This window comes from Kitasatospora sp. CMC57 (genome assembly GCF_045866025.2).
In the GTDB taxonomy this organism is placed as follows: Bacteria; Actinomycetota; Actinomycetes; order Streptomycetales; family Streptomycetaceae; genus Kitasatospora.
Genome location: NZ_AP035881.2, coordinates 4,490,052 through 4,515,360, shown reverse-complemented (window position 1 = coordinate 4,515,360; position 25,309 = coordinate 4,490,052). Strand labels below are relative to the sequence as shown.

Sequence of the window (25,309 nt, the reverse complement as noted above, 5' to 3'; positions counted from 1 at the left end):
CCCCTGGGGTGCCTGGTCGGGCGCCCAGCGAAAGGCGTGTGCCCGAGCGGATCAGCCCCGCTCGGGCACACGCCCCGCAGTCTAGGACCGGAGGGCGGCGATCGTCGTGCCCAGGGCGGTCGCGACATCGGGGACGAGCTGGTGCTGCCCGTCCTTGACGATGTGCCGACCGCCGACCACCACGTGGCGGACGTCTGCGGCCGAGGCCGCGAAGACCGCCGTCTCGGCGCCGAGGGCGGGCGGCGGCCCGGCGGTGCGGACCGAGTCGAGCGCCACCACGGTGAAGTCGGCCAGCGCACCCGCCTCGATACGGCCCGCCTCGGGCCAGCCGAGGGAGGCGTGGCCGTCCTCGCCGCCCGCGCGAAGCAGGGCGTTGGCCGTCCAGTGGCCCCGGGTGCGGGTGCGCAGGCGTTCGTTCAGCTCCAGCGCCCGGGCCTCCTCGAACGGGTCGATCACCGCGTGGCTGTCGCTGCCGAGGGTGATCGGGCACCCGGCGGTGGCGAGCCGCCGGGCGGGCCCGATGCCGTCCGCGAGGTCGCGTTCGGTGGTGGGGCACATGCAGATGTTGGTCGAGGAGTCCGAGAGCAGCTGGACGTCCTGGTCCGTCAGGTGGGTCGCGTGCACGGCGGAGGTGCGCGGCCCGAGCACGCCGTGGTCGGCGAGCAGCCTGGTCGGGGTGACGCCGTGGGCGGTGAGGCAGGCGTCGTTCTCGGCGGTCTGCTCGGAGAGGTGGACGTGCAGGGGGGCGTCCGCTGCCGTGGCCCACTGCGCGACGGTGCTCAACTGCCCGGCGGGGACGGCCCGGACGGAGTGCACGGCGGCGCCGATCCGGGCGTGGTCGGTGGCCTTGAGGGCGCTGACCCGCTCCGCCCAGGCGTCCGAGTCACCGTCGCTGAACCGGAGTTGGTGCCTGGTCGGTTCGGCGCCGAAGCCGGAGGAGAGGTAGCAGGTGTCCAGCAGGGTGATCCGGATACCGGCCCGGGCCGCCGCCTCGATCAGGGCGTGGCCCATCGCGTTCGGGTCGGCGTACCGGCCGCCGCCGGGAGCGTGGTGCAGGTAGTGGAACTCGCCCACGCTGGTGATCCCGGCGAGCGCCATCTCGGCGTAGACGGCGGTGGCCAGCGCCAGGTAGCTGTCCGGGTCGAGCGCACCGGCGAACCGGTACATGGTGTCCCGCCAGGTCCAGAAGGTGCCGGAGCCGACCTGGACGCTGCCGCGGAGCGCGCGGTGGAAGGCGTGCGAGTGGGCGTTCGCCTGGCCGGGCAGCAGCAGACCGGCCAGCCGGACCGCGCCGGGCGGGCAGGGCCCGCCGTCCGGTGCGACCCGGGTGATCCGGCCGTCCGCCACCTCGACCAGCACGTCCCGCTCGACCACCGGACCGTTGACGTGCGGCAGCCAGGCGTACTCGGCCCAGTAGGTGGTCACTGACACGCCAGGTCCTCCAGTACGTCGGCGAGCGCGGCCACGCCGGCCAGGCAGTCGGCCTGCTCGGCGTACTCGGCCGGGGAGTGCGAGACCCCGCTCGGGTTACGTACGAACAGCATGGCGGTCGGGACGGCGGACGCCAGGATCCCGGCGTCGTGTCCCGCTCCGGTCGGCAGCACCGGGACGCCGCCGAGCCGCTTGGCCAGGCGGTCGCGGAGCGGTCCGTCGAAGTCGACCACCGGGGTGTAGGACTCGCGGGTCAGTTCGACCCGGACGCCGTCCCGCTCGCCGCGCCGCAGCGCGGACTGCCTGATCCGCTCGACCAGTTCGGTCAGGACGGTCTCGTCGGCTGCCCGCGAGTCCAGCCAGCCCCGGATCAGCGAGGCGATCGCGTTGGTGCCGTTCGGCTCCACCACGACCTTGCCGAAGGTGGCCAGCGCTCCGGCCAGTTCGGCCTGCTGCCGGGCCGAGAGCACCGTGTCGGCGAAGGTCAGCATCGGGTCGCGGCGGTCCTCGATCCGGGTGGTCCCGGCGTGGTTGGCCTCACCGTGGAAGTCGAACCGCCAGCGGCCGTGCGGCCAGATCGCGCTGGCCACACCGATCGGCTGGTCCTCCGTCAGGTAGCGGCCCTGCTCGACGTGCAGCTCCACGAAGGCGCCGACCCGGCGCAGCCGGTCCTGGTCCGCGCCGATCGCGGCCGGGTCGTAGCCCGCCCGCTCCATCGCGTCGGGCAGCCGGACGCCGTCGGCGTCGCGCAGCTCGTACGCCTGCTCCCGGCCGAGCACCCCGGCGCTGAGCCGGGAGCCGATGCAGGCCACGCCGAACCGGGCGCCCTCCTCGTCGCCGAAGTTGACGATTGCCAGCGGCTTCGCGAACTGCGCGTCACGGTCCCGGAGTTCATCGAGGGCGGCGAAGGAGGAGACCACCCCGAGCGGGCCGTCGAAGGCGCCGCCGTCCGGCACCGAGTCCAGGTGCGAGCCGGTGACGATCGCGCCCTCCCCGGTCGGATCGCCCAGCCAGGCCCACTGGTTGCCGTTGCGGTCCAGCTCGTAGGTCAGACCCCGGTCGGTGGCCTGCTGCTCGAACCAGGCCCGGCACTCGGCGTCGGCCGAGTTCCAGGCGTGCCTGCGGTAGCCGCCCGAGGAGACGGAGCGGCCCACGGGGAGCAGCTCCGCCCACATCGCTTCGAAGGTCACAGCTCACCCATCGGGATGCGCACACCGCGCTCGTCGGCGACCTCGACCGCGCGGTCGTACCCGGCGTCCACGTGCCGGATCACGCCCATACCCGGGTCGTTGGTGAGCACCCGGCGGATCTTCTCGCCCGCCAGCGGGGTGCCGTCGGCGACCGTGACCTGACCGGCGTGGATCGACCGGCCGATGCCGACGCCGCCGCCGTGGTGGATGGAGACCCAGGAGGCGCCGGAGGCGACGTTCACCATGGCGTTCAGCAGCGGCCAGTCGGCGATCGCGTCGGAGCCGTCGAGCATCGCCTCGGTCTCCCGGTACGGGGAGGCCACCGAGCCGCAGTCCAGGTGGTCGCGGCCGATCACGATCGGGGCGGACAGCTCGCCGCTCGCCACCATGTCGTTGAACCGCTCACCGGCCTTGTCGCGCTCGCCGTAGCCGAGCCAGCAGATCCGCGCCGGCAGGCCCTGGAAGTGCACCTTCTCCTGGGCCATCTTGATCCAGCGGTGCAGCGACTCGTTCTCCGGGAAGAGGTCGAGCACGGCCTTGTCGGTCTTGTAGATGTCCTGTGCGTCACCCGAGAGCGCGGCCCAGCGGAACGGGCCCTTGCCCTCGCAGAACAGCGGCCTGATGTACGCCGGGACGAAGCCAGGGAAGGCGAACGCGCGGTCGTAGCCCGCGAGTTGGGCCTCGCCACGGATCGAGTTGCCGTAGTCGAAGACCTCGGCGCCACGGTCCTGGAAGCCGACCATCGCCTCGACGTGCCTGGCCATCGACTCCCGCGCACGCTGGGTGAACTCGGCCGGCTTGGCCGCCGCGTAGTCCGCCATGTCGTCGAAGTCGACGCCGATCGGCAGGTAGGCCAGCGGGTCGTGTGCGCTGGTCTGGTCGGTGACGATGTCGATCGGGGCGTCCATGGCGAGCAGCTGCGGGAACAGCTCGGCGGCGTTGCCCAGCAGGCCGATCGACAGTGGCTGCCGCTTGTCGCGGGCGGCGGTGGCGAGTTCGAGCGCGTGGTTGAGGTTCTTGGCCTCGACGTCCAGGTAGCGGTGCTCGATCCGGCGGGCGATCCGGGACGGGTCGCAGTCGATGCAGATCGCCACGCCGCCGTTCATGGTGACGGCCAGTGGCTGGGCGCCGCCCATGCCGCCGAGACCGGCGGTCAGGGTGATGGTGCCCTCAAGGGTGTCGTTGAACTTCTTCGCGGCCACCGCGCCGAAGGTCTCGTACGTGCCCTGCAGGATGCCCTGGGTGCCGATGTAGATCCACGAGCCGGCCGTCATCTGGCCGTACATGGTGAGCCCGAGGTTCTCCAGCCGGCGGAACTCCTCCCAGTTCGCCCAGTCGCCGACCAGGTTGGAGTTGGCGATCAGCACCCGGGGCGCCCACTCGTGGGTCTGCATCACGCCGACCGGCCGCCCGGACTGGACCAGCATGGTCTCGTCCTGCTTGAGCGTCTGGAGCGTGCGCACCATCGCGTCGTACGAGCGCCAGTCGCGGGCCGCCTTGCCGGTGCCGCCGTAGACCACCAGCTTGGAGGGGTGCTCGGCCACCTCGGGGTCGAGGTTGTTCATGAGCATCCGCAGTGCGGCCTCCTGCTGCCAGCCCTGCGTCGTCAGCTGCGTCCCACGCGCCGCACGCACCTCGCGCGGACCACTGCCCTGCTGCTGCACCATGCTCACGGTCTCCTTGCGGATGGATTCATTCAAAGTCTGTTGGACTGAATATATCCAATCACTCGGACGGCGGCCAGAGGCGCGGCACCGCGCCGCACTCCTCAGGCCGCCGCGTCGCCGCCGCCGCCGTCCCAGCTGATGCCGATGTCGGCGAGCCAGGCGCGGTCGTCCTCACCGGGCGGATCGGGGACGGCGGGGCGGGGCGGGCGGGGGATCTCCTGGATCGGGCCCAGGCCGTACCTCTCGGCGGCGGCCGAGGCGGTCGGACCCGGGTTGATCACGCCGACGTGCACGGCGGTGTCGTCACCCTCCTCCAGGACGGTGAGGTCGGGGCGGGGCGGTTGGCGGAGTGCGATCCGGCGGCCACAGGTGGGGCAGGACCATTCGTCGGCGCCCGAGGCGAGCCGGCCGACCAGTTTCATCTCGTGGATCACGCGCATGATGGGCGAGCACCCCCGTTCGGCCCTGTCGTCAGGGCCCACTGAGGGAATGCCCGCTCACGGATCGTCAGCAACCGGGCGTGACCGAGCTGTTGTTAGGCCAGCCGGTCGGCGCCCGTGTAGACGTTGGCGCCCTCGCCGCGCAGGAAGCCGACCAGGGTCAGGCCCAGCTCCTCCGCCAGCTCCACCGCCAGCGAGGACGGCGCCGAGACGGCGGCCAGCACCGGGATGCCGGCCAGCGCCGCCTTCTGGGTCAGCTCGAACGAGGCCCGGCCGCTGACCAGCAGCAGGTGGCCGGTCAGCGGCAGCAGGCCCTCCCGGAGCGCCCAGCCCACCACCTTGTCGACCGCGTTGTGCCGCCCGACGTCCTCCCGGACGCAGCGCAGTTCGCCGTCCGCGGTGAACAGCCCGGCCGCATGAAGACCGCCGGTGGATTCGAACGCCCGCTGGGCGGAGCGGAGTTGGTCCGGCAGCCCGTACAGCACCCGGGGCCGCACCCGCACCCGGTCGTCCGCGACCGGCCACCGGACCCTGGTCCGCACCGCGTCCACGGTGTCCCGGCCACAGAGGCCGCAGGCGCTGGTGGTGAGCAGGTTCCGATGGGTCGTCAGCGCGGGGCGGCCGCCGCGCAGGGCCGCGTCCACCACGTTGTACGTGTTCAGCCCGTCCGCGTCGGTCCCGGCGCAGTACCGCAGCCCGGCCAGTTCCTCCGCCGTGTGCAGCATGCCCTCGCCGACCAGGAAGCCGGCCACCAGGTCGAAGTCGTGCCCGGGGGTGCGCATCGTCACGGTCAACGGCTCGCCGCCGACCCGGATCTCCAACGGCTCCTCCGCCGCCAGCGCGTCCGCCCGCTCACCGCGCTCGTCCCCGCGCAGCCGCAGCACCCGCCGCCGCACCGTCGCCCGTGCCATCCGTCCGTACCCCTTTCACGGCCGACCGGCCACCGCCTGCCAGGCTACGACTCCGTCCGGGACTCAGTGCACCGGGAGCCGCTCGGCCTCCGGGGCCGGGGCCGCCGCCGGGTGCTCCGCGGGCCGCGACCTGAGCGGCCACCAGAGGGCCCGGCCGAGCAGTGCGGCGATGGCCGGGACCAGGACCAGCGAGAGGACCAGCGCGGAGAGCATGATGCCGAGCGCCATCGCGAACGCGACCTGTTCGCTGCCCGGGGTGGTGGCGAGCGAGGCGAAGGAGCCTGCCAGCACCAGCCCGGCGGTCGCGATGGCCGGAGCGGTGTGCCGTACCGCGCGGGCCACGGCGGCGCGGGCCGGGCCGGGGCGCCGCATCTCCTCCCGGATCCGGTCGGTGATCAGGATGTTGTAGTCGGTGCCCAGCGCGACCACGAACAGGAACAGCACCAGCGGGAGGGTGAAGCTGACGCCCGGCCTGCCCAGACCGTGCTGGAACAGCAGGGTGGCGGCACCGAGGGTGGCGGCGAAGCCGAGCCCGACCGAGAGCATCAGGACCACCGGCGCCAGCAGGCTGCGCAGGAGCAGCAGCAGGATCAGCGCGATCAGCGCGGCGGCGACCGGGAAGACGATCCTGAGGTCGTGGTCCACGGCGGTCGAGACGTCCGCGAGGATCGCCGCCGTCCCGCCCACGTGGGCCGTCGTCCCGGCGGGCGTGTTCCCGGCGACGGCGGCCCTGACCGGTCCCGAGGCCAGGTCGCGGGCCTGCTGGCTCTGCGCGTCGGCGGTCGGGTAGAGGTCGATCCGGGCGGCCCGGTGGTCGCCGTTCAGGACGGTCGGGGCGACCTGGGCCACGCCCGCGACCTGGGTGAGCGCGCGGTGGAGGCCGTCGAGGCGGGCGGTGGTCAGGGTGCCGCCGTCGGTGGCGGTGACGAAGACGCTGGTCGGGTCGGACACGCCGGCCGGCAGCGCCTTCGCGATCTCGGCCGCGGTGACCACCGAGGGCGTCCTCTCACCGGAGTCGCCCCGGCCGTAGTCCATCCGGATGCCGATCACGCCGGCGGTCAGCGCGGCCAGCAGGGCGACGGAGGCGGCCAGCGCGGTCAGCGGCCGTCGGGTGACCAGGGCGCCGAAGAGGGCGGCCCGGCCCGCGGGCGGCTCGTGGCGCAGGGTCCGGGAGGGCCAGAACATCTTCCGTCCGGCGGCCGCGAGCAGCGCGGGCAGCAGGGTGAGGCTGCCGAGCAGCATCACCAGCACCGCGACGGCGATCGCCGGGCCCAGCGAGCGGAACTGGCCGAAAGTCGCCAGGCCGAGCGTGGCGAACGCGGCCACGATGGTCAGCGCCGCCGAGGTGATCGCGGTGCCCACGCGTCCCGAGACCTGGGCGGCCGCCTCCCTGGCGTTCTGCTCGGGCCGGTTGCGCAGCTGCTCGCGGAAGCGGAACAACAGGAAGAGCAGGTAGTCGATGCCAATGCCGAGCAGCACCACGTTGATCAGCCCGGGGGTGCTGGGGTCGAGCTTGCGCCCGGTCAGCATCGCGGCGCCCGCGACGGCGCCCATCGCCACGCCGCCGATCATGGAGACGGCGAGCAGCGGCAGTACGGCGGCCAGCACGCTGCGGAAGACCAGCACGTTGAGCAGGACGATGAGCCCCATGACCAGGGCGCCCCCGACCTTGGTGGCGGTCTCGTTGGCGTCGGTGGTGTCGACCAGGTCAGCGAGACCACCGGTGAAGCCGGTGCGCATCCCCGCCTCGCCGAACTGCGTCACGGCGGAGTCCCGGAAGGTCCGGTAGACGCCCTGGACGCCACGGTCCGAGGGGTTCCCGGTCAGCTGGACGGAGAGCAGTTCGAAGCTCCGGTCGGGCGCCGTCATCGCCGGGGCGATCCGGGGCGTCTGGGAGCTGTCCGGGACCAGGAACGCGGGGACGTCGTCCTCCCGGGGCATGGCCACCCGGCGCTGGGACAGCTTCGCCGCCTCGGCCTCGATCCGCTGCTGGTCGGCGGCGCTCAGCGGCCCGCCGTCGGAGCGGGCCACCAGCAGCGTGACCACGGTGGCGTCCGGGTCGAGACCGAACCGCTCCTCCGCGATCCGCAGCGCGGCGGCCGAGTCGTAGCCGGGCGGCAGGAAGTCCCCGGTCTGGTGCTGGGTCACCCGGGCCGTCATGGTCGGGGCCAGGGCGATCAGGATGAAGCCCAGCACCGCCCAGAGGCCGATGACCTTCCATGGGTTTCTGGTGGAGCATCCGGTCAGGGCGCGGATCAAGGTGTCCTCCGGCGGACGGGTCTGGTGCGGACGTCGACCGGGGATTCCCGGCCTGTCTCCAGACCATCAGTCCGAGGGGCCGGTGGGCGTCGGGGCAGCGGATGATCCGGACCGGGGCCCTGGGTCCTCCCCGGGCCCCGGACCAGGACCAGGGTCCTGGTCCGCATCTCCGTCCGGCGCCGGTACGGGCGACCGCACCCGCTGTGCGAGGCTGTCCCGGAGGGTCGGCAGAGCAGACACAGAGAGGGCGGACATGCCCAGGAGCAGCGGGTCCGGCGGCGCCGAGAAGCCGCGACGCCCGGACCGTGCCGAGCAGCCGTGGTCCCCCAACGAGGCGCTGGTCACCGGCGGGGCCTGCGCGGTGAACCTGCTCAGCTACGTCTTCCTCGACTACCCCGACGGCCGGTACGACGTGAACGTGGCCGGCTTCCTGCTGGTCGCGCTGGCGGCCCTGCCGCTGCTGGCCAGGCACCGCCACCCGGTGCCGGTGCTGGCCGCCGTCCTGGTCCTCGACGCGACCGCCTCCGTGGTCGCGCCGCTGCCCAGCCACTTCGGGGCCGTCCTGCTGGTCGCGCTGTACACGGTCGCGCGGGCGTGCCCCGGCCGGGTGACGGTGGTCGCGGGCGTCGCGACGGCGGCGGTGACGCTGCTGAGCCAGAGCCACGGCCGGACCCCGCCCTGGCCGGAGATCATCGGACCCCTGCTCTCCACCGCGATCGTCGTCGGCGCCGCGCTGGCGGTCAACCACCGGCAGCGCGAGGTGGCGGCTCACCGCCGACTGGTCGCGGACCGCGCGGTGGCCGACGAACGGCGGCGGATCGCCCGGGAGTTGCACGACATCGTGGCCCACCACATCACCACCATGCAGCTGATGGCCGGCGGCGCCCGGGCCAACCTCGCCAAGCCCGAGGTGGTCCGGGACGCGCTGGTCACCCTGGAGTCCTCCGGACGGCTCGCGCTGCGCGAGATGCGCCAGCTCCTCGACGTCCTGCGAGCCGGTGACGAACCAGAGACCACCCCGTCGCTGCCCCAGCCCGGCGCCGACGACCTCGACCGCCTGGTGACCGAGTCCCGGCTGGCCGGGCTGCCGACCGAGTTCGGCGTCCACGGACCCCAGCGTCCGCTGCCACCGACGGTGGGTCTCACGGTGTTCCGGATCGCCCAGGAAGCCCTGACCAACACCCGCAAGCACGCGGGGGGCGCCCGGGCCTCCGTCCGGCTGACCTACCGTCAGGACGGCGTCACCGTCGAGGTGCGCGACGACGGCGGCGGTGCGCCGCCACCGTCGGGCCCGGGAGGTTACGGCCTGATCGGGATGCGGGAGCGCGTCGCCCTGCACGGCGGCACCCTCGCGGTCGGCCCGCTGCCCGAGGGCGGGTTCGCCGTGCTGGCCGACCTTCCGCTGACCGCAGAGGAGGTGGAGCAGTGATCAGGGTGCTGATCGTCGACGACCAGCCGCTGGTCCGGCGCGGCCTGTCGCTGATCCTCTCGCCGGACCCCTCCTTCGAGGTGGTGGGAGAGGCCGAGAACGGCGCCCAGGCCGTGACCCTCGCCCGCCGACTACGCCCGGACGTCGTGGTGATGGACATCCGGATGCCCGTCCTCGACGGCGTCGCCGCGACCGGCGAGCTCGCCGCCGCCGTGCCCGACTGCCGGGTGCTGGCCCTCAGCACCTTCGACCTGGACGAGTACGTGGTGGGCGCCCTGCGCGCCGGGGCGTACGGCTTCCTGCCCAAGGACAGCTCCCCGGAGGAGCTGGGCGCGGCGATCCGGACCGTGCACGCGGGCGAGGCGGTGGTCGCCCCGCGCCTGCTCACCCGCCTGATCTCCACCTACGTACGGGCCCCTGGCAGTGACCGGCCGGCGCCAGCCGGTCTCGGTGAGCTCACCCCGCGCGAGGTCGAGGTGTGGCGGCTGATGGCCACCGGGCTGGACAACGCCGGGATCTCCCGCGCCCTGGAGCTCAGCCTCTCCACCGTCAAGAACCACATCACCAGCCTGTTCGGCAAGCTCGCCGTCCGCGACCGTGCCCAGGCGGTCATCGCGGCGTACGAATCGGGCCTGGTCACCGCCCGAAGCCCGGAGGGGCAGTAGCCCGGTCAGAGCGGCGCGTCGCCGTCGGCGGCGAAGGGTGCGCCGTGGCCGGGGACGAGCACGTCGGCGGCGGCCAGGACCCGCAGCCTGGAGCGTCGGTGCTGGTCGAGGTCCGGGGCGACCGGGTCCTCCACCGGGCCGTTCGGCCGCCACCAGAGGTCACCGACGAAGGCCACCACGCCCTCGGCCGTACCGGCCAGCAGGGTGATGTCCTCGGCGCTGTGGCCGGGGGTGCGGATCAGCCGCAGCGAGGGGGTGAGCTCGTGGCCCTCGGCGTCCCGGTCGGTCCACCGGTCGTCCTGGTAGATCGCCTTGTGGTCGTGCACCCGGGCCCGGCCGAAGAGACCGACGTTCATGATGTTGTCCGGGTGGTGGTGGCTGAGCACCACGTCGGTGATGTCCTCGGGCCCGAGGCCCAGCCCGGCGAGCGGGCCTAGGATGCGGTCCCGGCCGGCCACCATGCCCGGGTCGATCACCACGTGCCGGTCCCCGTCGGTGACGTACGAGACCGTGGCCGCCACGCCGGGGCCGGTGGAGAGGGTGTAACCCGTGGTCAGGACCGTGTACTGGGCGCTGCGGCCGCGCGGTGCGTCTGTCATGCCTCAAGTCTTCCGGGCCGGCCGGTCCGGTACGAGTGGCCTTTCTGCCGCTGATCGCGGGTTTCGTGCCACACTCCCCGGATGCCACCTTTCCTGACCGTCGCCGCGTACGCCCCGTCCGGCGTCGGCATGCTCGCGGCGGGCATCGTCGCCGAGGTGTTCGACCGGCGCGGGGGCGACCTGCCCGCCTTCGACTTCGCCCTCTGCACCGACCACCCCGGGCAGGTCAGGACCGACACCGGGCTCCCGCTCCTGGTCGGGCACGGTCTCGACCGGCTGGCCACCGCCGACCTGGTCCTCGCGCTGCCCTGGGCGGACTTCCGCACCGCACCGCCGCCCGCCGTACTCGACGCCCTGTCAGCCGCCCACCGGCGCGGCGCCCTGGTCGCCAGCCACTGCGTCGGGGCCTTCGCCCTCGCGGCCGCCGGGCTGCTGGACGGCCGCCGGGCCACCACCCACTGGCGGTTCGCCGACCTGCTGGCCCGTCGGCATCCGGCCGTCGAGGTCGACGCCGGTGCCCTGTACGTGGACGAGGGCCGGCTCGTCACCGGTGCGGGTGCGGCCGCCGGCTTCGACCTCTGCCTGCACCTGCTCCGGCGCGAGCACGGCGCCGCGACCGCCAACGCGATCGCCCGGGACCTGGTGCTGCCTTCCCACCGGGCCGGCGGGCAGGCCCAGTACGTGGCCACGCCCGTCCCCGAGGACTGCCAGGACGACCGGCTGGCCGAGGTGCTGGACTGGGCCAGGGCCCATCTCGACCAGCCGCTCCCGGTGACGGAACTGGCCCGCCGGGCGCTGATGAGCCGACGTTCCTTCGCCCGGCGGTTCGCCGCCGCCACCGGCACCACCCCGCACTCCTGGCTGCTCAACCTGCGGCTCAGCCGGGCCGAGGAGCTCCTCGAGACCACGAACCTGCCGGTCGAGGAGATCGCCCGCCAGGTCGGCTACCGGAGCGCCACCGTGCTGCGCGAACAGTTCGTCCGCCGCCGGGGGGTGCCGCCCCGGTCGTACCGGCGCTCGTTCGCCCGGGCGACCGCACCATAGTTGTCATATCTTCATTCACCTGGTGTGATTGTGTATATGGATATGCACAGTGCTGTGGACCCCGACGCTCCGCTGGTCCTGGTCGGCAAGGCCGACGTCAGTGCGGAGGACGTGATCGCCGTCGCGCGTGGCAACGCCCGGGTCGAGATCGGCCCCGACGCGCTCGCCGAGATGGCCACCGCCCGCGCCCGGATCGACGCCCTGGCCGCCGAGCCCCGCCCGGTGTACGGCATCTCGACCGGGTTCGGGGCGCTCGCCGTCCGGCACATCAGCCCCGAGCTGCGGGCCCAGCTCCAGCGCTCGCTGGTGCGCTCGCACGCCGCCGGCATGGGCCCGGTGGTGGAGCGCGAGGTGGTCCGGGCGCTGATCTTCCTGCGGATGAAGACGCTGGCCTCCGGCCGCACCGGGGTCCGCCCGCTGGTCGCGCAGAACATGGCCGCCATGCTGAACGCCGGTATCACACCCGTGGTCCGGGAGTTCGGCTCGCTCGGCTGCTCCGGCGACCTGGCGCCGCTGTCGCACTGCGCGCTCGCGCTGATGGGCGAGGGCACCGCCTTCGGCCCGGACGGTGTCGAGCGGGACGCCGGCGAGCTGCTCGCCGAGGCCGGCATCGAGCGGGTCGAGCTGCTGGAGAAGGAGGGCCTGGCCCTCATCAACGGCACCGACGGCATGCTCGGCATGCTGGTGATGGCGCTGGCCGACCTGGCCCGCCTGTTCACCACCGCCGACATCACCGCCGCGATGTCGCTGGAGGCGCTGCTCGGCACCGACAAGGTGCTCGCCCCCGAGCTGCACGGCCCGATCCGCCCGCATCCGGGCCAGGCGCTCTCCGCCGCCAACATGCTCGCCGTGCTCAAGGGCTCCGCCCTGACAGGGCATCACCAGGACGACGCGCCGCGGGTCCAGGACGCGTACTCGATCCGCTGCGCCCCGCAGGTCGCCGGCGCCGGGCGGGACACCCTGGCCCACGCCCAGCTGGTCGCCTCCCGCGAGCTGGCCGCCTCGGTCGACAACCCGGTGGTACTGCCCGACGGCCGGGTCGAGTCGAACGGCAACTTCCACGGCGCCCCGGTCGCGTACGTTCTGGACTTCCTGGCCATCGCCGCCGCCGACCTCGGTTCGATCTCCGAGCGCCGCACCGACCGGCTGCTCGACAAGGCCCGCTCGCACGGCCTGCCGGCCTTCCTGGCCGACGACCCGGGCGTGGACTCCGGCCTGATGATCGCCCAGTACACCCAGGCCGCCCTGGTCAGCGAGAACAAGCGCCTCGCCGTCCCGGCCTCGGTGGACTCGATCCCGTCCTCCGCGATGCAGGAGGACCACGTCTCGATGGGCTGGTCCGCCGCCCGCAAGCTGCGTCAGTCGGTGGAAAACCTCGGCCGCATCCTGGCGGTCGAACTGACCGCCGCCGCCCGCGCGTTGGAGATCCGCGTGGACAACGGGAGCGGGCCGCCGGCTCCCGCGACCGCCGTCGCACTGGCCACCGCCCGCGCGGCCGGGGTCGGCGGCGCGGGCCGCGACCGCTTCCTCTCGCCCGACCTGGAGGCCGCCGCCGCGCTGGTCGCCTCGGGCGAGCTGGTCACCGCGGTCGAGCAGGTCACCGGGCCGCTGGCCTAGGACCTGTCGGGCCGGGGCGACCGGACATCACTTCCAGTCGCTCCGGCCCGGCCCGAAGTCCCGGCGCTCGATCCGTGAGCCGACCGCGGCCGCGATGTTCACCCCGGCGATACCCGCCCAGCAGACGATCATCCCGGTCAGGCTGGCACCGGCGGCGATCCCGGTGAGCGGAATGGCCAGCACCAGGGAGACCACCGGCAGTCGGCCGGCCGACGCCCAGCCGCCGCGGCCCCCGCGCCGAACGTCACCCACGCCGTGCTCGGCCAGCCGATCGGCCACCCGCTGGTCGACCTGGGCGTCGATCCGGGCGTCCAGCCGGGTCAGGAAGGAGTCGACGATCTCCGTCTCGTACTCCCGACCGAGCTCCCTGCGGGTCTGGAGCGCCGCGTCGAGGTCCTGCTTCAGATCGTCCTGGCGACTGTTCATACCGGTCATCCTGTCGTTCCGGACACCACGCGGTCCACTTCGGGTCTGCGGTTTCCGGGACTCTTCAGGGGTAAGTCAGGGTCACCCTGAGACCGCTCCGCCCGTCCCACTGTTCGATACCTCGTTGCCCGCACTGCGGGACTGCTGCACAGTCGTCCCGAGCACCGCCCGACCCGCCCGGAGGAACCGCTGATGACCGCCACGGACAACACGGACGACACCGGTACGGTCGGCCCCTCCTCCCGGCTGCTCCAGCTCTTCGAGGGCCACCGGCTGACGCCCACCCAGCGCCGGATCGCCCACTCTCTGGTCAAGCACGCCGCCGAGGCGCCCTTCCTCTCCAGCGTCGAGGTGGCCGAACTGGCCGGCGTCAGCCAACCCTCGGTCACCCGCTTCGCGGTGGCGCTCGGCTTCGACGGCTACCCGGCCCTGCGCAAGCAGCTCCGCGAGCTCGGCGCGGGCGAACCGGCCGCCCCCGAGACCCACGCCGACGTGGTCCGCAACGAGCACCAGCAGGCCGTACTCGCCGAGATCGCCCACCTGCGCCACCTCGCCGAGCTGCTCGCCGACCCCGAACCGATCGTCCGCGCCGCCCGGCTGCTGGCCGCCTCCCGGCCCCTGCCCGTCCTCGGTCTGCGGGCCGCCTCCGCGCAGGCCAGGGGCTTCGCCTACTTCGCCGGCAAGGTGCACCCCGACGTCCGGCTGCTCGACGAGGGCGGCTCGATGCTCGCCGACCGGCTGGAGCAGGCGGTCGCGGCCGGCGCGTCGGCCCTGCTCTGCTTCGCGCTGCCGCGCTACCCCCGGGAGCTGATGGACGCTCTGACCGTGGCCAGGGACTGCGGGTTGACCGTGCTGACGGTGGCCGACAGCGCCTTCGCGCCGGTGGCGAAGCTCTCCGACCTGCTGCTCCCGGCCGCCGTGGGCACCGGGCTGGTCTTCGACACCGCCTGCGCACCGATGATGCTCGGACGGGTGCTGCTGCAGACCATGTGCGACTTCATCCCCGGTGCCGAAGCCCGGCTGGAGTCGATCGAACAGTCCGCGGCGGCCCGGGGGCTCTTCCTCGACTGACGGGCAGGCGCTCCGCTGTTCCGCCGAGCCCTGGACCGTCGGTGGCAGAGCAGGGGACCGGGCTCCTGACGGGAGGTCAGTGCCGGTCGCTGCCGCGCCGCTTCATCGCCAGCACCACCAGGATCACCGCAGCGGCCAGCAGGCCGAGCAGCACCAGGATGATCAGGATGGCGACGACCGACAGGCCCTTCTTCTTCTTCTTGCTCTTCGACTTGGCCAGCTCCGTGGTCGCGACCTTGGTCACGGCGGGTGCGCCGACCACCAGCACCGCTTCGCTCGGCTGCGCGCCCTGAACGGCCATCAGGGTGACGCTGTTCCTCGGCTGGACGCTCGCGGCGTTGGCCGTGGCGGTGGTGGCCATCACCCCGCCGAAGGCGAGCGTCATGGTGAGCAGTGTGGCAGCCAGTCGTGTCCGCATGTTCCCCGTACCTCGTTCCCGCCCAGGCCCCTCCGGCTGGCGTTCCCGCCCACTGTGGCAGAGGGCGGCCCGACGCGACAGCTCTGTTCCCGAGCTGTGACGACCAGGGTGGCGCCGCTCACGGCGGCGGCGAGGCGGGCCCGGCCAGGGCCACCGCGACCAGCGCGCGCAGGGCGGGGGCGATCTGACCGAACGGCAGGGTGGTCTCGTCCGCGAAGAGTTCGAGCAGCCAGCCGCCCGCCGCGTTGCCGCCGCCCGCCGCGACCATCGCCTTGTAGCCGCTGACCATCATCATCGCCTCCTCGGCCGCGTCGTTCCCGGCCGACCCGGCGCGCAGCGCGAACGCACCGCCACGCACCGTCCGGCGGGTGAGCGGGTAGTGCCCGAGGTCGAAGACCGCGTCGGGCGCCTCGATCTGGGCCCGCTGGGTCTCCGCGCCGGTGCTGGTCGGGCCGCTGGTCATCCGGTACACGGCGTGCCGGGTGGTCCGCATGAACTGCGAGCCCGGCGGCACGTACGAGATCCACCAGCCGACCGCGTCCAGCAGCCGGGCGGCGGTCTCGGCGACCACCTCCAGGCGACTGACGGTGTCGGCGGGGTGGCCGGCCCGACCGGCGCCGCTGTGGTCGAGGGCGGCGAGCACCACGCTGAGCAGCTGACCGGGGTCGGCGCTGTGCGCGGCCCCGCGGAACCGGCGGCGGTCGGCGGCACCGATCCGGCCGGGGCGCGGGCGGCCGTCGGCGCGGTGGTGCGGGTCGGCTGCGTCGGCGAGCAGCACGGTGGGGTCGGGCGAGAAGCCAGGGCCGTGGCTGCGGCCGGCCACCACGGGGTGCGCGGCCCTGGCCCCCTTGGCGCGGTACTGCGCGGCGTCGGCGAGCCGGAACAGCCGGTCCGGGGTGGTCACCGGACCGATCGAGTCGCCGGTGGAGGCGACTCCGCAGGCAACGCCCTCGCCGTCGGCCAGTTGGAGGGCGCGGGCGCACAGCTCCTCGGCCACCGCGACCACCTCGTCCGCCTTCTGTCCCTCCGCCAGCAGGCAGAACTCGTCGCCGCCGAGCCGGGCGGCGAGCGATCCGGGCAGCCGGGCGGCGGCCAGCGAGAGCTGGTGGGCGAAACGTTCCAGCAGCCGGTCGCCGACCTCGTGGCCGAGCCGGTCGTTGACCCGTTTGAGGCCGTTGACGTCGCAGACCACCAGCGAGACCACGGTGCCGTCCCGGTTGTGCGCCTGGAGGGCACCCTCCAGCCTGGCGTCCACGGCGCGGCGGTTGGCCAGGCCGGTGAGCGGGTCGGTGAAGGCGAGCCGGCGCAGGTCGGCGAGGCGTTCGGTGGCGGCGAGACCGGCCGAAATCTGGGCGGCCAGCAGCGTGGCGTACTCGGCGTCCGAGTCGCTGAAGACGCCGAGACCGGCGGTACGGGCCAGGTAGAGCTCGCCCCAGGCCTGGCCGTGCAGCACGATCGGTGCGACCAGGCAGCACTCCCGGCCGCGCCGGCGCAGTCCGGCGGCGCGCTGCTGGCGGAACGCGCCCGCGCCGGGATCCGCGTGCGGGCCCGGTTCGGTGTTCTCCGCCGTCTGCACCCAGGCGCGCGGCAGCCGGCCGGTGCTCCAGTGCTCCTCCAGGTAGGTGACGATCTCCGGGAAATCCGCCACCGGGTACGACTCGTCCTCGGGGAGCTCCTCCTCTCCCGCCGCCAGGTCGCCGTGGTTGACCAGCACCCGCAGCCGGCCGGACTCGCGGTCCCAGACCGAGACGGCGGCCATCGTCGCGCCGAGTGCGGTGGTGGCCCGGACGGCGGCGGCCCGGACGGCCTCCAGTGGGGTCAGCGCCCCCGCCATGTCCTGGGCCAGTTCGACCACCGCGCGCAACCGCCGGTCCGTCGACGGTGCCTGTGCGCACTCCGCCATGGTCGCCTCGCTCACCGGCTCGCCCTCGTCCCTGGTGCAGGTTGATCTGCCCGCTCTGGAACCAGGTTATGACGGTTTGTTGATAATTTGTCTGTTTTGCCGGGACGATTGTGTGCGAATCCGGTGCGGAGCGGCCGACCGTTACGGCAGGTGGGTGCGCCCGATCCGGGTGAGCAGCCACGGCTCGACCAGACCCAGCCCGCGGACCGGGCGACGCCACATCGGCTGCAGGTGGAAGCGGTGCGGCCCGGCCAGCTCGGTGCCGTCCGGCTCCCCGGAGGGCTCGGCGGCGCCGCTGCCCTCGAGCGCGGCCGCGAACTCGCCGTCCAGCAGCACGGCGTCCTTGGGCGCGATCGAGGTGAGCCGGCTGGCCAGGTTGACCGTGGTGCCGAAGACGTCGCCCATCCGGGAGGTGACCGTGCCGAAGGCCATGCCGACCCGGAGCGCCGGGATGTTCTCCACGTCGGCCAGCGCCTCGACCAGGCTGAGCGCGATCTCGGCGGCGGTGGCCGGGTCCTCCGAGACGAACAGGATCTCGTCCCCGAGGGTCTTGACCACCCGGCCACCGTGACCCGCGATCAGGTCGGAGCAGGTGTTCTCGAAGCTCTCGACCAGCTCGCCGAGCTCCTCCTCCTCCAACCGCCGGGAGAGCCGGGTGAAGCCGACCAGATCCGCGAAGCCGACCGCGAGCCGACCGCTGGTGATCTCGGTGTCCTCGGCGGCCTGGACCACCCGACCGGTGACGGCAGCGAGTTGACGCCGCCACACGTACACCAGGAACTGCTCCAGCTCCGGCAGCAGCAGCTCGGTCAGCGGGTAGGCCACCTCGGCCCTGGTCAGACCCGGCTCGACCGCCTGGGTCAGGTTGTCCAGGAAGGTGTCCATCTGCCAGCCCGCGAGCCGGGCGGTGGTCTGGCCGGTGGAGCGGGCCACCTGGATCGCCATCGACTCGCTGAGCAGGCCGGACTCGACCAGACCGGCCAGTCGGCGGAGCGCGATCACGTCGCCGTCGGTGAGGGCGCGGGACTGGCCGATGTCGGGGAAGCCCATCGCCCGCCAGAAGCGGGTGGCCAGCTCCATCGGGACGTCCGCGGCACGGGCGGCCTGGTACGGCGTGTACCTGCGTGGCGCGTCCAGGATCAGGCGCTCCAGGTCCAGCGCGACCGTCCGGCTGTCGTGGTCCGGCTCCTCGCCGCCGCCTTCGTGCACCACCGGTCCGTCCCCGTGCGGTTGCCGCACTTGCCTCATGTCCTGCCTGTCCAGGGGCGACCGACCACCACGCGGGTAGTGGTGCGCCTCACACCGCTGCCAGGTGGAATCGTCGCACGGAATCCCGTGATCCGGGGCATCCGCCGGAGAGCCGCCCACCGGCTGGACGGTTTCAGGCCCGCTGGGGCCGTACGTGCACGACGTCCCCGGCGGCGACCGGGTGCCGGCTGCCGTCGGTGGTCCTGACCACCAGCCTGCCGTCCCCGTCGATCGCCACCGCCTCGCCCAGCAGCTCCCGGTCGCCGGGCAGTTGGACCTTCACCGACCGGCCGAGCGTGGTGCAGCGGGCGGTGTACGCGGGGAGCAGCCCGCTGGCCTGCGGGTCACCCGCGGCGGTCACCCACTCGCCGTACAGCTCGGCGAACTCGCGCAGCAGCGCGCGCAGCAGGGTGTCCCGGTCGGTCACCTCGGCGCCGGCCAGGAGCAGCGAGGTGGCGGTCGGCACCGGCAGCTCGTCCTCGCGCAGCGAGACGTTGACACCGAGGCCGACCACCACGGCGCCTTCGCTCAGCTCGGTCAGGATGCCGCCGAGCTTGCGCTCGTCGCCGCCCACGGTGACCTGGAGGTCGTTCGGCCACTTCAACCCGGTGTCCACCCCGGCCACCCGGTTCAGGGTGGCCGAGACCGCGACTCCGACCAGGATCGGCAGCCAGCCGTACCGCTCCATCGGGACGTCCTTCGGCCGCAGCAGCAGCGAGAGGAAGAGGCCCGAGCGCGCGGGCGCCGACCACTGCCGCTCCAGTCGGCCGCGGCCGGCCGTCTGCTCCTCGGCCACCAGCACCGCACCCTCGGCGGCGCCCTCCTTCGCCCGGACGGCCAGATCGGTGTTGGTCGAGCCGGTGGCGACCGCCACGTCCAGCGCCGTCCACAGCCCACCCGGCGTCAGCAGGTCCCGCCGCAGCGCCGCCTGGTCGAGCGGCGGCCGCTCCAGGTCGGTCCAGGGGGACGGCCCGTCATGGCCGAAGCCACGCAGACCACTACGGCGGGGGCGGGGAGTCTCGGTCACCGGGCCAGCGTACCGACCGGCCGTCCGCTCACCGGGTCTCGCGCGGCCCGCCGACCGCCCCGGTCGCCGGGCCCCGCCGCCAGGCCGTGAGCCGCACCATGCTGCCGCAGAAACACGCCCGACTGCACTGTGTCGCTGGCCATAACCGGAACCGCCCCGGGCTGGCTACGCTACCCAGCGGTAGTTCGCAGCGCCGCACCTGCCCTCACGCAGCCATGCACCGGGAGCGGCCGATGGATCAGGGAGAGCCGACCGGATGACCGAGGCGTCGTACGACCCGCACACCACCGCCGGCAAGCTCGCCGACCTGCGCCGCAGGATCGACGAGGCCGTGCACTCCGGCTCGGCGGCCGCCGTCGAGAAGCAGCACGCCAAGGGCAAGCTGACGGCCCGTGAGCGCGTCCGGGAGCTGCTGGACGAGGACTCCTTCGTGGAGTTCGACGAGTTCGCCCGGCACCGTTCGGTCAACTTCGGCCAGGAGAAGAACCGGCCGTACGGCGACGGCGTGGTGACCGGCTACGGCACCGTGGACGGTCGTCAGGTCGCCGTCTTCGCCCAGGACTTCACCGTCTTCGGCGGCTCGCTCGGCGAGGTGTTCGGCGAGAAGATCGTCAAGGTGATGGACTTCGCGCTGAAGACCGGCTGCCCGGTGATCGGCATCAACGACTCCGGCGGCGCCCGGATCCAGGAGGGCGTGGTCTCGCTCGGCCTGTACGGCGAGATCTTCCGCCGCAACGTGCACGCCTCGGGCGTCATCCCACAGATCTCGCTGATCATGGGCCCGTGCGCGGGCGGCGCCGTCTACTCCCCCGCGATCACCGACTTCGTGGTGATGGCGGACCAGACCTCGCACATGTTCATCACCGGCCCCGACGTGATCAAGACCGTCACCGGCGAGGACGTCGGCATGGAGGAGCTGGGCGGTGCCCGGACCCACAACGCCAAGTCCGGCAACGCGCACTACCTCGCGGCGGACGAGAAGGAGGCGGTGGAGTACGTCAAGAGCCTGCTCTCGTACCTGCCCTCCAACAACCTCTCCGAGCCGCCGGCCTTCCCCGAGGAGGCCGACCTCTCGGTCACCGACGAGGACCTGGAACTCGACGCCCTGGTGCCCGACTCGGCGAACCAGCCGTACGACATGCACAAGGTGATCGAGCACGTCCTCGACGACGGCGAGTTCCTGGAGACCCAGCCGCTGTACGCGGGCAACATCCTCACCGGCTTCGGCCGGGTCGAGGGCCACCCGGTCGGCATCGTCGGCAACCAGCCGATGGACCTGGCCGGCTGCCTGGACATCAACGCCAGTGAGAAGGCCGCCCGGTTCATCCGCACCTGCGACGCCTTCAACATCCCGGTGCTCACCTTCGTGGACGTCCCCGGCTTCCTCCCCGGCACCGAGCAGGAGTGGAACGGCATCATCCGGCGCGGCGCCAAGCTGATCTACGCGTACGCCGAGGCGACCGTCCCGATGATCACCGTGATCACCAGGAAGGCGTTCGGCGGCGCCTACGACGTGATGGGCTCCAAGCACCTCGGCGCCGACCTCAACCTGGCCTGGCCGACCGCGCAGATCGCCGTGATGGGTGCCCAGGGCGCGGCCAACATCGTCTACCGCCGCGAGCTGACCGAGGCGGCCAAGGCCGGCGAGGACGTCGACGCCCGCCGCGCCGAACTGGTCGCTGAGTACGAGGACACCCTGCTCAACCCGTACCTGGCCGCCGAGCGGGGTTACGTGGACGCGGTGATCGCCCCGAGCGAGACCCGGCGGCACATCGTCCGGGGGCTGCGGGCGCTGCGCGGCAAGCGCGAGGTCCTCCCGCCGAAGAAGCACGGCAACATTCCGCTCTAGGGAGATGATTGAGCCATGACTCCGATTCAGGTGCTGCACGGGCAGCCAACCCCCGAGGAGCTGGCCACCGTCCTGGCGGTGGTCTCAGCCCGGGCCGCCGCCGCGCAGGCCGCCGCAGAGGCGGCCCGCCAAGCGGACGGTGGCCCGGCCTCGGCCTGGAACGACCGCGCCCGGCGACTGCGGCACACGCCGAAGCCCGGGCCGAACACCTGGCGCACCTCCGGCTGGGCGGGCTGACTTTCTGAGTATCCGTACTCAAGCCTTCCGGGCGGTCGGCAGCGCACCCTGGAAGGGTGCTCTGGTCAGACCCTCCGGACGAAACAACGGCCGAGGCCCGTCGCGTGCAGCGGATGCTGCGACGGGCCGGGTCGGTGCTGGCAGCATGCGCGCTGGTGATGGCGGTCCTGCTGCTGCTCTGACCCGCCTCGGGAGGGCCGGGGCCGGGAAGGCCCGGCTCGGGAGCACCGCACCCGGGTGGTCCGCCGCTGGCTAAGGTGGGCGCATGAGCAACCGCGTACTCATCCTCGCCTCCGCCTCCCCCGCCCGGTTGGGGCTGCTGCGTCAGGCGGGCCTCGACCCGCAGGTGATCGTGAGCGGGGTGGACGAGGACGCACTGACCGCCTCGACCCCGGCCGAGCTCGCACTGGTGCTGGCGGAGGCCAAGGCCCGGGTGGTGGCAGGTCAGTTGACGGAGCGTCAGCTGGTGATCGGCTGCGACTCCGTCCTGGAACTGGACGGCCTGGCGCTCGGGAAGCCCACCGATCCGGCCGACGCGCTGGCCCGCTGGCAGGCGATGCGCGGCCGTGAGGGCATCCTGCGGACCGGCCACTGCGTGATCGACACCTCGACCGGCAAGGAGTCCTCGGCGACCGCCTCGACCACTGTCCGGTTCGGCACCCCGGACGACGCCGAACTGGCCGCGTACATCGCCTCGGGCGAACCCCTGCATGTGGCGGGGGCGTTCACCCTGGACGGGCGCTCGGCCCCGTTCATCGAGGGCATCGACGGCGATCCCGGCAACGTCATCGGCCTGTCCCTGCCGCTGCTGCGATGCCTGCTGGCCGACCTCGACGTCCGGATCACCGACCTCTGGTCCTGAGAACCGCCGTGCGGATCCGGACAGATCCTGGGTCGTACATCTGTTGCCCTGAGCCACCCTCGCCGGGCGGACCCGGCCGCTAGGCTGGCGCGGTCGTCGGATCGGGACCGGACCAGGAGGGCACAGTGCGATGATCGACAGCCTGCTCAACCTGGCGCTCGGTCTGCTGGCCAGTGCCATCAGCGCCGGCCTCGGCTGGCTCGCCCCCACCCTGCGCCGTCGCCGACGGATCGGCCGGGTGCGGGAGTTCTTCGGCATGCCGGACGGCACCGAATGCCTGCTGGTGGTCAACCGGCACACCGCGGTGACGAGTTCGAAGAGTGTCTCGCGCAACGACGTGTACGCGCTGATGGAGCTGGCCGCGCTGGTCAAGGAGTGCGGCGCCCGGGCCGACGTGGTCGGGCACGACCAGGTCCGCCAGGGGCTGGGCGGGAAGGCCGAGTTCTGCCTCGGCGGCCCGGAGAGCAACGAGCGGACCGCCGCCCACCTGCGCAACTGGCTGCCCGGCGTGAGCTTCGTCGCGGAACCGGGGCAGCACTACGCCGGCACCATTACCGCGGGCGACGAGACGTTCCGCCACGACTCCACCGACGGGGCGGCCCTGGCGTACGTCCTGCTGGCCCGGGTGCACGCCGGCGCCGGCAGCCGTCCCGTCTTCCTGATAGCCGGCCAGACCGCGACCTCCAACCACGCGGCGGTCCGCTACCTGACCGCCCGCCACCGCCAACTGGCGCGCGGGCACGGCCGGGACGGCGCCTTCGCCCTGGTGCTCAAGGTGGTCAACCCGGAGGCGTACGGGCCCGACGTGGTCGAACTCGCCTCGGACGTCACCGCCAAGGCGTTCGCGACGGCCGATCCGGCGGGCGGAGCCGGGTGATGTGGTGAAGGCCACGGCTCGCCCAGGGCGGCCCCCGTCGGCTTCGGTTCCGCTATAGGCCGACCGCGTAACGTCGCCACCAGCGGTGCATGCCGCTCCGTATCCGGGTGATCACGAATACGCGTCACGCTCCGTGTGGGCAAGCTCACCACCTGGGGCTACTCGCCGGTACACCCTTGCAATCCATAAACTCAACGAGGTTCAAGAAGGGAGCCAAACGTGCGCAAGGTGCTCATCGCCAACCGTGGCGAAATCGCCGTCCGAGTCGCCCGGGCCTGCTCGGATGCCGGTATCGCCAGCGTCGCCGTCTACGCCGAGCCGGACCGGGACGCCCTCCACGTCCGTGCGGCCGACGAGGCGTACGCGCTCGGCGGCGACACCCCCGCCACCAGCTACCTGGACATCGCCAAGGTGCTCCAGGCCGCGGCGGACTCCGGGGCTGACGCGATCCACCCGGGTTACGGCTTCCTGTCCGAGAACGCGGAGTTCGCGCAGGCCGTGATCGACGCGGGCCTGACCTGGATCGGCCCGCCCCCGCAGGCGATCCGCGACCTCGGCGACAAGGTGACCGCCCGTCACGTCGCCCAGCGCGCCGGTGCCCCGCTGGTGGCCGGTACGCCGGAGCCGGTCCAGGGTGCCGACGAGGTCGTGGTGTTCGCCCGCGAGCACGGCCTCCCGGTCGCCATCAAGGCGGCGTTCGGTGGCGGCGGCCGCGGCCTCAAGGTCGCCCGCACGCTGGAGGAGATCCCCGAGCTGTACGAGTCGGCGGTCCGCGAGGCGGTCGCCGCCTTCGGTCGCGGCGAGTGCTTCGTCGAGCAGTACCTGGACAAGCCGCGGCACGTGGAGACCCAGTGCCTGGCCGACCAGCACGGCAACGTGGTGGTCGTCTCGACCCGTGACTGCTCGCTCCAGCGCCGGCACCAGAAGCTGGTCGAGGAGGCGCCCGCGCCGTTCCTGACGGCCGAGCAGAACGCCGAGCTGTACCGGGCCTCGAAGGCGATCCTCCGCGAGGCGGGCTACGTCGGCGCCGGTACCTGCGAGTTCCTGGTCTCCCAGGACGGGCTGATCTCCTTCCTGGAGGTCAACACCCGTCTCCAGGTGGAGCACCCGGTCTCCGAGGAGGTCACCGGGATCGACCTGGTCCGCGAGATGTTCCGGATCGCCGACGGCGAGGAGCTCGGCTACGACGACCCGGAGATCCGCGGCCACTCGCTGGAGTTCCGCATCAACGGCGAGGACCCGGGCCGCAACTTCCTGCCCGCCCCCGGCACCGTGACCCTGTTCGCGCCGCCGTCGGGCCCCGGTGTCCGGCTGGACGCGGGCGTCGAGACCGGCTCGGTCATCGGCCCCGCCTGGGACTCGCTGCTGGCCAAGCTGATCGTCACCGGCGCCACCCGCAAGCAGGCGCTGCAGCGCGCCGCCCGGGCGCTGGCCGAGTTCAAGGTCGAGGGCATGGCCACCGCCATCCCCTTCCACCAGGCGGTCGTCACCGACCCGGCGTTCGCGCCGGAGGTGCACGGCGGCGAGGGCCCGTTCACGGTCTTCACCCGGTGGATCGAGACCGAGTTCGACAACACCGTCCCGGCCTTCACCGGCGGCGGCGCGGACGCGGACGAGGCCGACCAGCGGGAGACCGTGGTGGTCGAGGTCGGCGGCAAGCGGATCGAGGTCTCGCTGCCGTCCTCGCTCGGTGTCTCCGCCGCACCGGCGGCCGGCGCCTCGGCGACCGGCAAGGCCAAGCGCCGGGTCGGCGCCAAGAAGGCCGGCGCGGCGGCCGGCGGTGACACGCTGGCCTCGCCGATGCAGGGCACCATCGTCAAGGTCGCCGTCGAGGAGGGCCAGGTGGTCGCCGAGGGCGAGCTGATCGTGGTCCTGGAGGCGATGAAGATGGAGCAGCCGCTCAACGCCCACAAGGCGGGCACCGTCACCGGCCTCAAGGCCGAGGTCGGTGGCAGCGTGAGCAGTGGCGCGGTGCTCTGCGAGATCAAGGACTGATCTTCGGTCCGGGCTCCCGTGGCACCGTCAGGGGCTCGGGGAGCGGCGACGGGATCCGGTGTGCGGGTCAGGGCGAAAGCGCCCGACCCCGCACCCGGGGGCGACCTCGTACGAGGTCGGCGTCGTGGCTCCCCGGGCCCCTGC

At 73.1% G+C, this 25,309-nt stretch carries 22 protein-coding genes and 1 pseudogene; 11 read left to right on the top strand and 12 right to left on the bottom strand.

Annotated features, from left to right (window positions below):
• Window positions 1–81: 81 nt before the first annotated feature.
• From ACKUU6_RS20320 to ACKUU6_RS20295, 6 genes are all read right to left on the bottom strand, one after another.
• Window positions 82–1,431 carry a formimidoylglutamate deiminase gene (locus ACKUU6_RS20320; protein WP_407989985.1) on the bottom strand — a complete coding sequence of 450 codons (1,350 nt, stop codon included), beginning with the start codon at window positions 1,429–1,431 and terminating at the stop codon, window positions 82–84.
• Window positions 1,422–2,606: an allantoate amidohydrolase gene (locus ACKUU6_RS20315; protein ID WP_407992181.1), complete on the bottom strand. Its 1,185-nt coding sequence runs from the start codon at window positions 2,604–2,606 to the stop codon at window positions 1,422–1,424. Before ACKUU6_RS20315 ends, ACKUU6_RS20320 begins: the two co-directional genes overlap by 10 nt.
• 11 nt (window positions 2,607–2,617) lie before the next feature.
• Window positions 2,618–4,288 (bottom strand): urocanate hydratase, encoded by a 1,671-nt coding sequence (hutU, locus tag ACKUU6_RS20310; RefSeq protein ID WP_407989984.1) that lies wholly within the window; start codon window positions 4,286–4,288, stop codon window positions 2,618–2,620.
• Between the two features lie 101 nt (window positions 4,289–4,389).
• Window positions 4,390–4,728: a hypothetical protein gene (locus tag ACKUU6_RS20305; RefSeq protein ID WP_407989983.1), complete on the bottom strand. Its 339-nt coding sequence runs from the start codon at window positions 4,726–4,728 to the stop codon at window positions 4,390–4,392.
• A 95-nt stretch (window positions 4,729–4,823) separates the two neighbouring features.
• Window positions 4,824–5,639 carry a formate dehydrogenase accessory sulfurtransferase FdhD gene (fdhD, locus tag ACKUU6_RS20300; RefSeq protein ID WP_407989982.1) on the bottom strand — a complete coding sequence of 272 codons (816 nt, stop codon included), beginning with the start codon at window positions 5,637–5,639 and terminating at the stop codon, window positions 4,824–4,826.
• A 63-nt stretch (window positions 5,640–5,702) separates the two neighbouring features.
• Window positions 5,703–7,898, bottom strand: coding sequence for an MMPL family transporter (locus ACKUU6_RS20295; RefSeq protein ID WP_407989981.1), 2,196 nt, complete (start codon window positions 7,896–7,898; stop codon window positions 5,703–5,705).
• Window positions 7,899–8,151: 253 nt separating this feature from the next.
• On the opposite strand from ACKUU6_RS20295, the gene ACKUU6_RS20290 reads away from it, so the two are divergent.
• Both ACKUU6_RS20290 and ACKUU6_RS20285 read left to right on the top strand, forming a co-directional pair.
• Complete coding sequence (locus ACKUU6_RS20290; RefSeq protein ID WP_407989980.1) at window positions 8,152–9,327, top strand: sensor histidine kinase; 1,176 nt, start codon at window positions 8,152–8,154, stop codon at window positions 9,325–9,327.
• The gene (locus tag ACKUU6_RS20285; RefSeq protein WP_407989979.1) at window positions 9,324–9,992 is read left to right on the top strand and encodes a response regulator; all 669 of its coding nucleotides are present in this window, start codon (window positions 9,324–9,326) and stop codon (window positions 9,990–9,992) included. The genes ACKUU6_RS20290 and ACKUU6_RS20285 overlap by 4 nt, the downstream gene beginning before the upstream one ends.
• Before the next feature lie 5 nt (window positions 9,993–9,997).
• On the opposite strand, the gene ACKUU6_RS20280 is transcribed toward ACKUU6_RS20285, so the two are convergent.
• On the bottom strand, window positions 9,998–10,591 hold the full coding sequence (locus ACKUU6_RS20280) for an MBL fold metallo-hydrolase (protein ID WP_407989978.1): 594 nt from the start codon (window positions 10,589–10,591) through the stop codon (window positions 9,998–10,000).
• Window positions 10,592–10,672: 81 nt separating this feature from the next.
• Here ACKUU6_RS20280 and ACKUU6_RS20275 point away from each other — a divergent pair, with 81 nt between their 5' ends.
• Together ACKUU6_RS20275 and hutH are read left to right on the top strand one after the other, a co-directional pair.
• Window positions 10,673–11,635, top strand: coding sequence for a GlxA family transcriptional regulator (locus ACKUU6_RS20275; RefSeq protein WP_407989977.1), 963 nt, complete (start codon window positions 10,673–10,675; stop codon window positions 11,633–11,635).
• A 42-nt stretch (window positions 11,636–11,677) separates the two neighbouring features.
• The gene (gene hutH / locus ACKUU6_RS20270) at window positions 11,678–13,252 is read left to right on the top strand and encodes a histidine ammonia-lyase (RefSeq protein WP_407992180.1); all 1,575 of its coding nucleotides are present in this window, start codon (window positions 11,678–11,680) and stop codon (window positions 13,250–13,252) included.
• 27 nt (window positions 13,253–13,279) lie between these two features.
• Here hutH and ACKUU6_RS20265 read toward each other — a convergent pair whose 3' ends face one another.
• Window positions 13,280–13,678, bottom strand: coding sequence for a hypothetical protein (locus ACKUU6_RS20265; protein ID WP_407989976.1), 399 nt, complete (start codon window positions 13,676–13,678; stop codon window positions 13,280–13,282).
• A 192-nt stretch (window positions 13,679–13,870) separates the two neighbouring features.
• On the opposite strand from ACKUU6_RS20265, the gene ACKUU6_RS20260 reads away from it, so the two are divergent.
• Complete coding sequence (locus tag ACKUU6_RS20260) at window positions 13,871–14,749, top strand: MurR/RpiR family transcriptional regulator (RefSeq protein WP_407989975.1); 879 nt, start codon at window positions 13,871–13,873, stop codon at window positions 14,747–14,749.
• Between the two features lie 76 nt (window positions 14,750–14,825).
• On the opposite strand, the gene ACKUU6_RS20255 is transcribed toward ACKUU6_RS20260, so the two are convergent.
• The 4 genes and pseudogenes from ACKUU6_RS20255 to ACKUU6_RS20240 all read right to left on the bottom strand — a co-directional run bounded on the left by ACKUU6_RS20255 (window position 14,826) and on the right by ACKUU6_RS20240 (window position 19,345).
• Window positions 14,826–15,167 (bottom strand): hypothetical protein, encoded by a 342-nt coding sequence (locus ACKUU6_RS20255; RefSeq protein ID WP_407989974.1) that lies wholly within the window; start codon window positions 15,165–15,167, stop codon window positions 14,826–14,828.
• 682 nt (window positions 15,168–15,849) lie between these two features.
• Window positions 15,850–17,001 (bottom strand): annotated as a pseudogene (locus tag ACKUU6_RS20250) (diguanylate cyclase domain-containing protein); the annotation flags it as partial.
• Window positions 17,002–17,211: 210 nt separating this feature from the next.
• Entirely contained in the window at window positions 17,212–18,318 is a 1,107-nt protein-coding gene (locus ACKUU6_RS20245; protein WP_407989973.1) for an adenylate/guanylate cyclase domain-containing protein, read from the bottom strand.
• A 133-nt stretch (window positions 18,319–18,451) separates the two neighbouring features.
• Complete coding sequence (locus ACKUU6_RS20240) at window positions 18,452–19,345, bottom strand: biotin--[acetyl-CoA-carboxylase] ligase (protein WP_407989972.1); 894 nt, start codon at window positions 19,343–19,345, stop codon at window positions 18,452–18,454.
• Window positions 19,346–19,601: 256 nt separating this feature from the next.
• On the opposite strand from ACKUU6_RS20240, the gene ACKUU6_RS20235 reads away from it, so the two are divergent.
• The 6 genes from ACKUU6_RS20235 to ACKUU6_RS20210 all read left to right on the top strand — a co-directional run bounded on the left by ACKUU6_RS20235 (window position 19,602) and on the right by ACKUU6_RS20210 (window position 25,165).
• Window positions 19,602–21,194 carry an acyl-CoA carboxylase subunit beta gene (locus tag ACKUU6_RS20235; protein WP_407989971.1) on the top strand — a complete coding sequence of 531 codons (1,593 nt, stop codon included), beginning with the start codon at window positions 19,602–19,604 and terminating at the stop codon, window positions 21,192–21,194.
• Between the two features lie 15 nt (window positions 21,195–21,209).
• On the top strand, window positions 21,210–21,431 hold the full coding sequence (locus ACKUU6_RS20230; RefSeq protein WP_407989970.1) for an acyl-CoA carboxylase subunit epsilon: 222 nt from the start codon (window positions 21,210–21,212) through the stop codon (window positions 21,429–21,431).
• 56 nt (window positions 21,432–21,487) lie between these two features.
• On the top strand, window positions 21,488–21,613 hold the full coding sequence (gene mmpB, locus ACKUU6_RS20225; RefSeq protein ID WP_407989969.1) for a morphogenic membrane protein MmpB: 126 nt from the start codon (window positions 21,488–21,490) through the stop codon (window positions 21,611–21,613).
• Window positions 21,614–21,696: 83 nt separating this feature from the next.
• A complete protein-coding gene (locus ACKUU6_RS20220) occupies window positions 21,697–22,293 on the top strand; it encodes a nucleoside triphosphate pyrophosphatase (RefSeq protein ID WP_407989968.1) in 597 nt (198 codons plus the stop codon).
• Between the two features lie 130 nt (window positions 22,294–22,423).
• Window positions 22,424–23,170 carry a hypothetical protein gene (locus ACKUU6_RS20215; RefSeq protein ID WP_407989967.1) on the top strand — a complete coding sequence of 249 codons (747 nt, stop codon included), beginning with the start codon at window positions 22,424–22,426 and terminating at the stop codon, window positions 23,168–23,170.
• A gap of 219 nt (window positions 23,171–23,389) precedes the next feature.
• Entirely contained in the window at window positions 23,390–25,165 is a 1,776-nt protein-coding gene (locus ACKUU6_RS20210) for an acetyl/propionyl/methylcrotonyl-CoA carboxylase subunit alpha (RefSeq protein ID WP_407989966.1), read from the top strand.
• Window positions 25,166–25,309: the final 144 nt, after the last annotated feature.